Source organism: Flavobacterium sp. WC2509 (genome assembly GCF_052683105.1).
Genome location: NZ_JBQZFG010000001.1, coordinates 1,249,203 through 1,260,395, shown reverse-complemented (window position 1 = coordinate 1,260,395; position 11,193 = coordinate 1,249,203). Strand labels below are relative to the sequence as shown.

The following is an 11,193-nucleotide window of genomic DNA, read 5'->3' as shown; positions in this document are numbered from 1 at the left end:
TGATTTTATTTTAGTATATGATAATATTATTTTTTAAATTAATAGATTAAAAATATAATTCGTGCAATATATTTTTATAATTTCTCTTAAAATATAAAGTGTTTTTTTAATATAGATGTATCAACTAGCTTATTAATAACTCTCAGATATAATCCTTTTTTTTTAAATGATAAACTCAAAAAAAACATATAGTTTCTATTTAAATGAAGATAAAAAAGCATTAGGTATAAAGAAGTTACCTTTAATGCTTTTTTTTAACCCATTTGATATTGATTTGGAGATATGGTTGTTTCAAAAGGCTTTAAGGAAATGTGAATATTTATATAATGTTGACAAAAAAACTTTTTTTTGGAAATTGCAAAAGTTTATTGCTGCCAGAAGGTTTAAAAGACTATCATGTAAATTAGGATTTACAATTGCCCCTAATAGTTTTGGTCCAGGATTAAGAATTGTTCACAGAGGTACAATAGTTGTGAATGGGCAATGCAAAATAGGAGCAAATTGTACGATAAATGCTTGTGTAAATATTGGAGCTAAAGCTGGTTTTGACGAGCAAGTACCCAAAATAGGAAATAATGTTTATATTGGGCCTGGAGCAAAAATATTTGGTGATATTATTATTGCTGATGGTTGTGCTATTGGTGCCAATGCAGTTGTTAATAAAAGCTGTTCTAAGCCCAATCTGATTTTAGTTGGAGTTCCAGCTATTGAAAAAGGCAAAGTATCAATTAGCTTGTTAAAATAATTTTAAAAAAACGGATAAATTTGAAAATAAATAGATTCATTTTAAAGGTTTTGTCAGTGTCTTATAGGAAGATTATTGGAACAAAAACTTTGGTAAATACAAATAGAGAAAAAGATCCTAATATTATTTCTCAAAACATTTTAGAATTATTAAATGGGGAAAGGTCCGTAATGATAGCTCGTTACGGTGCAACTGAATTAATGTGTATGGTAAATTATTTGGGTGTAAAAAAGAAAAGCACAAATTTTATTTCGTACATACAAGGTAAAGAATTAGATTGGTGGTGGAATAAGTCAAGTTTAAAGCAAATAGAGCAATGGAGTGGTTTTTTTCCTGCGACGGTTCCAAATGTAGAATGTTTTTGTGAACTTATGATTCAGAATTCTGAGAATGTTGATATTCTTGCCTCATGGTTGAATGATGAGTTTTATTTTAAAAAGGAATTGGTAAATGCAAAAAGAATTCAAGGTTTATTTTTAGATCCGTTTTGGAGTGAAATACCTTGGACAACAGCATTAAAAGGTAAAAATGTTTTAGTCATTCATCCTTTTGAAAAGGATATAAAAGCGCAATACAAACGTAGAGAATTATTATTTGCCAATTCTGATGTTTTACCTGAATTTAATTTAATAACAATTCGAGCTGTGCAAAGTTTAGGAGGAGATTGTGAATTTTCATCTTGGTTTGATGCCTTAAATTATATGAAAGCTGAAATTAACAAAGTGGACTTTGACGTTTGTTTAATTGGAGCAGGTGCTTATGGATTTCCTTTAGCCTCTTATGTAAAAGAAATTGGGAAAAAAGCTGTTCATGTCGGAGGTTCTTTGCAATTATTGTTCGGGATAAAAGGTAAAAGATGGGAAAATCCTTTGTACGGAGAAAAAGAATTAGGTATTCAAGGTAAATATCCTGCTCTTATGAATAAATATTGGATTTATCCAAGTGATGATAGCAAGCCTAAAAATGCTAATGTTGTAGAAGACGCTTGTTATTGGTAAATTATAAAATAATCATCTATGCATATTGCAATTTTAGCTCCTTCCCATCAATCATTTATTGTTAAATTTTTACCAGGTCATAATATTAATCAATTACCTGAAGGGGTTTTGACAGCTCCTTTTATCGGAACTATTATCGAAGAATTATTATTAAAAAATCACATAGTCACAGCCATTACAACAACTGTTGCACTCGATGGTGATTATAAAATAAAAAGATTTAAATCAGGAAATTTCGAATGGATTGTTGTTCCATACAGACCTAGATCAGTGAGATTTAATGGAAAAAAAATTGGTAGAATTCTTGATTTATACGATTTAGAGCAACGTAATATGGCTAAATGTATCAAGGAAGTATCTCCTGATATTGTTCATGCGCATTGGTCTTATGAATATGCGGGAGCGGCTGTTCAGTCAGGATTTCCACATTTAATAACCATTCACGATAACGCTTATAGAGTATTTTGGTTTTTTAAAAAAATGTTTTGGTTTGGCCGTTTGATAATGTCTGAGCTGATACTTAATAAAGTTGAATTTGCTTCAACAGTTTCGTCTTATATGTTACCTTACGTTCAGAAAAGATGTAAATCCGTAAAAATTATACCAAACCCTACAATAGTTAGTCAAAATATTTCAGAAATCGAATCAACAATTTTGATTAAATTAGAATCTTTGTCAAATCCTCGCATTATTATGATTAATAACGGATGGGACGTTCGTAAAAATGGAAAAGCTGGCTTGTTAGCTTTTCAACAATTACAAAAAAAAATACCAGACGCAACTCTCCATCTTTTTGGTAATGGATCTGAACTTGATGGCATTGCATATCAAGAGGCATCAAATTTAGGATTGCAAAATGTTTCTTTTTATGGTCTAGTTGGTCATCAACATTTAAAGGAGGAATTAAAAAAGGCTCATTTATTGTTACATCCTTCTTTGGAAGAATCTTTTGGTGTGATTTTGATTGAGGCTATGTCTTTTGGAATTCCAGCAATTGGAGGCATTAGGTCTGGTGCCGTACCATGGGTCTTAAATGACACAAGATTATTGGTAGATGTTTCCAATCCTAAAGAGATTGGTGATAAATTACAAGAATTGTTAACTAATGTAGCATTATATAAACAAATTGCAATGGTCGGATTTGACAATGTCTTATCTCGATTTTCTTCAGAATCTGTTGTAGAAAGTTACATTAAATATTATAATGAAATTCTAAATAACCATAATTCTAAATGTTAATTTATTGGCAAATCGACAGTACATTTTCTATTGAAAAAATATGGACATAAACACAAAATGAATAGGAAATATAGTACGAATTATGGAAAAGTTTTAAAAACAACTTTTAAACTATGAAGTATCTTCTATTTGTTGGAATACTAATTTATATGTTTTTAACTACAACTGTAGCTGTTAAAATTGGAATAAAAGAAGTGGGTACTTATTCCTCATTTATACTTGCTATATTGTTTTTCATTAAATTAATAGGTGATGTTAATAATCTGTTGATTGCTAAATTTAATGAAGAGTTTCGTATAATTTTATTGGCTTTAGTCATTATAGTTATTAAAATATCTTTAGGGCAATTTATTCAAATACAATCAGTATTATTCTTTTTTTTAATTCCTATGATTCTATCGATTATCTTGGGTACTGAAAATAAATCCAATAAAAGAGTAATTCAATATTTGATTCTTGTTTTTTTTATAGTAGAGTGTTTTTTGGCAATTTATGAGCGGGTATTTTTTACAAATATATTCTCTGAAGGTGCAGAAAGTTTTGAATATTTTGGCGAGGATTGGAATTTCAGAAGTACAGCTTTATTAGGCCATCCTCTAAATAACGCATTGTGTATATCAACGATAATGGGGTTTATAGTGATAAGCTCAATTAAAATTCACTATAAAATGTTATTATTGATACTGGGATTTATTTCTTTGTTGTGCTTTAACGCAAGAGGAGCAACTCTTATTTGGATTTGCTTAGCCGTGATATATATAATCAGTCTTGTGACAGCTAAAAAGACAAAAAATGGAATAAGATTTTTGTTGTTAGTTTTTTTATTAGCATCTGCTTATTTTATTAGTTTAGCAGTGGTTAATTATGGATTGGGAGGAAGGCTGGTTAATGAAAAAATTAGTGGTGAGAGTTCTCAGGCAAGGGTAGATGTATTTAAAGCTTTTACATATATTGATGAAAATGAATTTTGGTTAGGAAATTCAGAAAAATATCTTCCCATAATGCATAAATTAGGCGCTGGTGGTATTGAAAATTCTTACATTGTATTTATTATTAATTATGGTATAGTTTTATTTATTTTTTTATGTATAGCTTATTACTTTTGGTTTAAGCGGTTTTTAAAATTATATACTTTATTCAATAAATTTATAATACTTAGCTCTTTTTTATTGGTAGGTTCTACAAACAACGGATTGATAGATTCTGAACCGTGGGGGTTTTTAATATTAGGTTTTTATTGTTTTCCAATAATTGAAAAAAAGCAGAAAAATAATCGGTTCTTTAATAGAAATAAAATTATTTCAGTAGAAAGAGAATCTCTTTTAGTAAGTGAAGTTTCTTCTGACCCTTTGATTAACAATACTCTTTAAATTCTAATGTCATCTATTCCAATAATAGCAGTTTTGCTTACCTGTCATAATCACAAGGAGAAAACCCTACAATGTATTCAGGCTTTATAAGGGCAACAAGATCTGGAAGTAAATTTACAATATTGAAGTTTTTTTTAGATGACGATTCTACCGATGGAACGGCTAAAGTTATTAAGCCTCAATTTCCTAAAATAAATATTATAAGTTGTTATGGTAATCTCTACTAGAATTGTGGGATGTATTTAGCTTGGCAAAAAGGCAGTGAATACTAAAATTAGGATTATTGTTTATGGTTAAACGATGATGTTTTTTTATTTGTAAATGTGATAAAAATGCTTTTAAATGATGCCTAATTATCAAAAAATAAATCATTAATTTGTGGTAGTAGACTTTATCTAGAAAGTAATACTATTTTTTGTGGAGGCTTTTCTAAAGATTCTGAAATTTTAATTCCTAATGGACAATTACAAGAGGCTTTTGTTATTAATGGAAATTGTGTGTTGACCAGTAAGTTTGTTTTAGAAAACCATTGGGATTGTTTATAATCTGGATCCCTTATCAGAAATAATAAACCATTGGATAAAATGCCGCTCTTAAAAAGAGGTTTTTATAGATAATAATGTGTTTATTGGGAGACACATTCAACTCTTTTAAAAGGAGTTTCTATTGGCAATAACTCTGTGATAGTAGCTTCGTTTAACAAAGGATATTCCCGAAAACGAAATTTGGGTAGGGAAAGCTATAAGGTTAATAAAATTCTTCATGATTAATAAAAAAAATATATTAAATTTACTGCCTTATTGTATAATGTTGATCACCCTAAATTCTCATGGTTCAACCATGCAATTAGGGAATACTACTTTTTGGTGGGGTATTCAGTTTTTTATGCTTTTTTTATTTTGGGAAATAAAAAAAAAATACACTTCTAAATTATATAATACTCAACTCTACTTTTTAAATATATATGTCCTATATGTTCTCATTTCATTTGTTAGAGGTATTTTTATAATTGATGGGTATTGGGATTGGAAAAATTTGATCAGTAATACGATGTGTTTATTGATACCTATAGTAGTTTTTGCGATGGAAAGTAAGTTTTTATTGCAATATCTTATAAAAAAATATATTTTTTATACAGCTCCATTATTTTTGATTGTTCAATTTTTTATAGGCAAGGATGAGTTTGGATTTTATTTGGCTCCTTTTTCCTTTCTGTTGATATTTCTTCCAATACTCTCAAAAAAATGGATATTAATACTGTTAGCGATAGCTACATACGTTATTTTGGCAGATTTTGGAGCAAGAAGTAATTTGATAAAATTCATTATACCTATTATAATGTCTTTAATTTATTATTTTAGAAAAATTTTTAGCGTTAAAATGTTTGAATTCCTTAGGATAATCCTAATTGTTTTACCATTTCTCTTTTTTACCCTAGCCGTATCTGCTTCTTATAATATATTTAACCCGAAAGGAGATAAACATAAGGCATTTATAGATAAAAAAAGAGACAGTAATGGCAATATTATTGAAGAAGATTTAATGGCTGACACCAGAACAGCCTTATATGTTGATGTGCTTGTAACTGCTGAAAAATACAATTCATGGGTTTTTGGCAGAAGCCCTGCTAGGGGAAACATTTCTGATTCATTTGGAGAAATTGATATGAATAAGCGTAATGAAAGAAATGGGAATGAAGTCTCAATATTAAACTATTTTATATGGTTGGGATTAGCTGGAGTTGTATTAATTTTTATTTTGTTCTACCAAGCATCTTATTTGGCAATTAATAAGTCTAATAATATTTTTAGTAAAATAATGGGATTATTTATAGCTTTTAGATGGACCTATGCTTGGGTAGAAGATATAAATAATTTTTATATTCAATATGTGGTTTTGTGGTTTTTTATTGGGTTTTGCTATTCTAAATCTTTTAGAGAAATGACAGATAGTCAAATGAAATATTGGGTAATGGGGATTTTTGAAAAGCAAAAAAGAGTTACAAGAAAAATGATGTATAATTTGCCTAATCAGACTTTTAAATGATAATGACATCAATTCCGACAATAGCAGTTTTACTTACGTGTCACAATCGTAAGGAGAAAACTTTACAATGTATTCAGGCCTTATATGAGCAAGAAGATCAAGAAGTAAATTACATTATTGAAGTTTTCTTGGTAGATGATGCTTCTACTGATGGTACGTCTGAAGCTATAAAATTTCAATTCCCTAAAATAAATGTAATAAGAGGTAATGGTAATCTCTACTGGAATCGTGGAATGCATTTGGCGTGGGAAACGGCAGCTGATATTAAAGATTATGATTATTATTTATGGTTAAACGATGATACTTTTTTATTTAAAAATGCAATAAAAATGCTTTTAAATGATGCCCATCTATCAAATAAGAAATCTGTAATTTGTGGTAGTACAATTTCTTTAGAAACCAATACTATTTCTTATGGAGGTTTTTCTAAAGATTCAAAGATGTTAATTCCTAATGGAGAACTCCAAGAGGTTTTTACCATTAATGGAAATTGTGTGTTAATCCCTAAGTTTGTTTTTAAAACCATTGGAATTCTAGATAAAAGATTTCCTCATGCTATAGGTGATTTTGAATATGGGTTGAGAGTAAGAAAAAACAATCTCACTTCTCATATCTCAGGAGATTTTATAGGGAGTTGTGAAGGAAGTGAAAAATTACCGATTTGGTGTTCTCCTTCAGTTTCTTTGTATAAAAGAATTCAAAATTTATATTCCCCATTAGGTAATAGTCATCCGTATTATTATTATTTATTCGAACAGGAGTATTATGGTTCCCTAATAGCAGTAAAACACTTATTAACAATTCATTTGCGATTATTATTTCCAACTTTATGGATAAAAAAGAACCGTTTATTTTCCAAATAGACTCTCCTGCTGTTTTAAAAGCATTTGAGACTAAGAATTATTGTATCGAATATAATACTGAAGAAAAATGTGACTCTAATCTATGTGTTATTTATTTTAGTAGTAATGAAATATATTATCCTAATACACTAAAATCGTTCGATTATTCTATTATTGAAAGAGATAAATACGAATGGAAAAGAAACAAGCACCCATATGCGGGAAAGCATATTTTTATCAGGGATATTCGTAAGCAATGGTATATAGGTGGCATCAATTCTAAATTGGACACTCCTTTAAAACTGACTGATTTTCTAAAAAAGGAAACAGAAGGATTTAAGATTTATACTATAGGAAGTTCGGCAGGAGGGTTTGCTGCAATTTTGTTCGGTAGTTTGTTAAAAGTCAAAAGGATATATGCTTTTAATTCACAGCTAAATCTAGAAGTCACTATGCAAAGTTCAAGTGCTTTAGTTGATCCTATTCTGTTTGATAAAGTTAAAGATAATGAAGTAAAATCTTACTTTGATTTATCCAATTTCATTACTGATAGTGTCGATTATTACTATTTTCAATCTTGCTATTCTAAAATGGATACGGATCAGTACAATTCAATTAGTTCACATTCCAAAAAACATTTGAGAATTATTCGATTCAAAACCTCTAACCACGGCTTCCCTTTTTTAAGAATTAATTTGCCCTACATATTGGCTTTTGACAAAAATAGTTTAGAAGATTTAGTCGGTAAATCTTTTAATCTTATATTTTTTTCTATTCGTTTGATTGGTTTCATTGCTACTATTCAGTTTCTCTTTAAAGCATTAGTTGATAGATATCATAAAAAGAGAATAGAAGCCAGTTTAAAAAAAAAATAGATTACTAAAATGGAATTGCAATAATAAAAAATATTAAGAAATGAGCGGTAAACTATCTAAATTAGCACACAAAATCATTAAAGATGTACTTTATGTGCCGCCAATTGAGGGTGCTATTTGTACTTCTATTATTAGAGAGGAATTAGAAAAAGACAAGCCGTCAATGATTGCTAGATTTGGCTCTACAGAAATTAAAGCTATTTTATACCCTAAAATTCCAGTAATTATTCAGCCATTGATCAAGAATACAGTTTTTACAAATATGCAAATGCTTTCAGGTTTTTTTCCTTCTAACGAAAAAAAAATTCGGCAATTTTCTGAAATGATGTATGAAGATATGAAATTGTTGGATATTTTGGGCTGTTGGCGTATTGAAGAACGATTTTTGCAGAAGGAGTATCCATTAGCTAAAAGAGTAGAATTGTCAACATTGGAATCTTATTTACAAGAAGATCCATGGACATCCGTTTTAGAAAACAAGAAAGTTTTAGTGATCCATCCGTTTAATAACACTATCGAAAGACAGTATAATACTAATAGGGAATTTTTATTCAAAGACAAACGCGTTTTACCTCTTTTTAAGTCACTCCAAACGATTAAAGCAGTGCAGACTGTAGCGGGTAATGATTCTATGTTTTCTGATTGGTTTGAAGCACTCGATTTTATGAAAACTGAAATAGATAAAAAAGATTTTGATATTGCTATTATTGGTTGCGGTGCGTATGGTTTTCCATTAGCGGCTCATGTAAAACGCATGGGCAAAAAAGCAATTCATTTGGGAGGCCCAACACAAATGTTGTTTGGTGTTAAAGGTAAAAGATGGTTGGATTTTGATAATTTTAAAGACATCATTAATGATTATTTTGTATTTCCAGATGATGAAGATAAAATAAAGAATGCTACTAAAGTAGAAGGTGGCTGTTATTGGTAATTAAAAAACTTACAGTCGATTGGTTGATTAAAAGTAATATAAAATGAATTGCGCTACTATAATTTATTTACCTATAATCGGGTGGATATATTCTAAAGTTGTCTTGCCTCTTCACAAAAATGTCGAGGAAGTTCTCATTCGGATTTGATTATTGTTTTAGGTATTTCAAAAATAGTTGATATACTATAAAGTTTTGAAAATATAAAACTTAAATTCCTAACGATAAATGAACATTAATTTAATCAACTTTTTTATTCTACTATTTTATAATTTTATTTTCCTTTTAAAACTAATTACACATGAGAAAAATATTGTTAAATACAATAAAAAGCAATAAATCCATATTGTTCTTAATTTCTTTTTTATATAGTTTATTTTCTATTTTGAATATTAAAGGTGGTTTTGGAAACTCCATACTTTTAAAAGGTGCTTTTTTAAAAAAAACTAAGATTAGGATTAATGGGAAAAATAATAGTATAATAATTCACCCTGAGAATAGGTTGTCTAACTGTTTATTGCATATTTCTGGAAATAATTGTGACGTAATAATTGGAAAACATTGTACATTATCTCGTACGGAGTTATGGATTGAGGATGATGGAGGTAAAATTCAAATTGGATATCGTACAACGATGGAAGGAGGTCATATTGCCGCGACTGAAGGACAGTCTATTTCCATTGGTGAAGACTGTATGTTTTCGCACAGTATTGAAATACGAAATGGGGACAGTCATGTTATTTATGATGAACAATCAAAACTAAGAATCAATTCAGCTGAATCGATATTAATCGGGAATCATGTTTGGTTAGGTGCTGATTCAAAAGTTTTAAAAGGTGCAATTATTGGAGACAATTCAATTGTTGCAACAGGTGGCATCGTGACAGGAAAATGTGAGGAATTAAATACTATTTACGGAGGAGTTCCAGCGAGGAAAATAAAAGGGGGTATAGTGTGGATTAGAGAACGCGTTTAATTAATGAAATTTATAAAAAAAAGTTAATGGCTAAAGTGGTGTTGCTAACGAATATTCCTGCTCCATATAGAGAAAAAATGCATGAATTGGTTTCGGAATATTTTAAGGGTTTTTATACGGTTGTTTATTGTGCAGAAAAAGAATCAAACAGAAAATGGGAAGTTCAATATGGAAATTATGACAAACAAGTTTTATCAAAAATTAATGACAATGCTATTCATAACAATCCTGAAATAATAAAGTCCTTAAATAAACTAAACCCTGATGTGGTTGTTATTATGGGGTTTTATCCATCAATGCTTTATGCTTATTTATGGACGATTTTTAAATCTAGAAAACTAATCGTTTTTACTGATGGGACTTTAATTTCAGAATCTTCTTTGTCGATTATTCATAAAATTGTTCGCAAAATAGTTTTCAAAAAAGCCAAAGCTTTTATTGGGCCAAGTAATGGCTCTGCTGAACTCTATGAAAGTTATGGCATTGATAAAAGTAAATTTTTCAGAACCTATCTTGCCATAAATAATTCATTATTCTTGAAGGAATCTTCTAAGGAAAAAAAATTTGATTTGATGTTCTCGGGCCAATTTATAGACCGGAAAATGCCTCTTTTTTTTGTGGAAATTGCAAGAATTGTTAAGGAACAATATGGCAAATGTAGTGTTCTTATTTTAGGAAATGGGATCCTAGAAAGAGAAATTGTTCAACTGTTAGAAAGTTATAGTATAGAATATAGTTATCCAGGGTTTATTAGTCAAGAAGATTTACCTAGTTATTATACACAAGCTAAATTATTTTTATTTCCTACAAGGAATGATCCTTGGGGCGTTGTTGCAAACGAGGCAATGGCATCAGGTTTGCCAGTCATTACTTGTATGAATGCTGGTGTAGCAAACGATTTGGTGGTTGACGGCTTTAATGGTTATGTTCTTCCATTGTCGGAAAAAGTATGGGCAGACAAAGTTATTTCAATTTTTAATAGTCAGGACGAATATAAAAGACTATCAGAAAATGCCTTGAAACATGTGCAAATTTATAGTTCTGAAAATGCAGCCAAAGGAATATTTTTAGCTGTAAATAGTGTTATTTGAATAAATTGGGGTATTTATATTTACAATCTGTTTCTTTAATTCCAATTTAGTAGTTATGATAAAAAAAAACACTAACATTAAT

10 protein-coding genes are annotated in these 11,193 nt (G+C 29.4%); all 10 read left to right on the top strand.

Features of this window, described 5'->3' with window-relative positions; all coding sequences use genetic code 11:
* The first annotated feature begins 166 nt into the window (after window positions 1–166).
* The gene (locus ACUN3A_RS05165) at window positions 167–745 is read left to right on the top strand and encodes a serine O-acetyltransferase (protein ID WP_445550273.1); all 579 of its coding nucleotides are present in this window, start codon (window positions 167–169) and stop codon (window positions 743–745) included.
* Between the two features lie 56 nt (window positions 746–801).
* Entirely contained in the window at window positions 802–1,743 is a 942-nt protein-coding gene (locus tag ACUN3A_RS05160; protein ID WP_445550272.1) for a hypothetical protein, read from the top strand.
* Window positions 1,744–1,761: 18 nt separating this feature from the next.
* Window positions 1,762–2,982 carry a glycosyltransferase family 4 protein gene (locus ACUN3A_RS05155; RefSeq protein ID WP_445550271.1) on the top strand — a complete coding sequence of 407 codons (1,221 nt, stop codon included), beginning with the start codon at window positions 1,762–1,764 and terminating at the stop codon, window positions 2,980–2,982.
* A 113-nt stretch (window positions 2,983–3,095) separates the two neighbouring features.
* A complete protein-coding gene (locus ACUN3A_RS05150) occupies window positions 3,096–4,352 on the top strand; it encodes a hypothetical protein (protein ID WP_445550270.1) in 1,257 nt (418 codons plus the stop codon).
* A gap of 762 nt (window positions 4,353–5,114) precedes the next feature.
* Complete coding sequence (locus tag ACUN3A_RS05145) at window positions 5,115–6,398, top strand: hypothetical protein (RefSeq protein WP_445550269.1); 1,284 nt, start codon at window positions 5,115–5,117, stop codon at window positions 6,396–6,398.
* A gap of 2 nt (window positions 6,399–6,400) precedes the next feature.
* Entirely contained in the window at window positions 6,401–7,261 is an 861-nt protein-coding gene (locus ACUN3A_RS05140) for a glycosyltransferase family 2 protein (protein ID WP_445550268.1), read from the top strand.
* The gene (locus ACUN3A_RS05135) at window positions 7,228–8,115 is read left to right on the top strand and encodes a hypothetical protein (RefSeq protein WP_445550267.1); all 888 of its coding nucleotides are present in this window, start codon (window positions 7,228–7,230) and stop codon (window positions 8,113–8,115) included. The genes ACUN3A_RS05140 and ACUN3A_RS05135 overlap by 34 nt, the downstream gene beginning before the upstream one ends.
* Before the next feature lie 40 nt (window positions 8,116–8,155).
* Window positions 8,156–9,046, top strand: a complete 891-nt coding sequence (locus ACUN3A_RS05130; RefSeq protein WP_445550266.1) for a hypothetical protein — start codon at window positions 8,156–8,158, stop codon at window positions 9,044–9,046.
* A 299-nt stretch (window positions 9,047–9,345) separates the two neighbouring features.
* Window positions 9,346–10,020, top strand: a complete 675-nt coding sequence (locus tag ACUN3A_RS05125; protein ID WP_445550265.1) for an acyltransferase — start codon at window positions 9,346–9,348, stop codon at window positions 10,018–10,020.
* Window positions 10,021–10,046: 26 nt separating this feature from the next.
* The gene (locus ACUN3A_RS05120; protein WP_445550264.1) at window positions 10,047–11,111 is read left to right on the top strand and encodes a glycosyltransferase family 4 protein; all 1,065 of its coding nucleotides are present in this window, start codon (window positions 10,047–10,049) and stop codon (window positions 11,109–11,111) included.
* The last annotated feature ends 82 nt before the right edge of the window (window positions 11,112–11,193 follow it).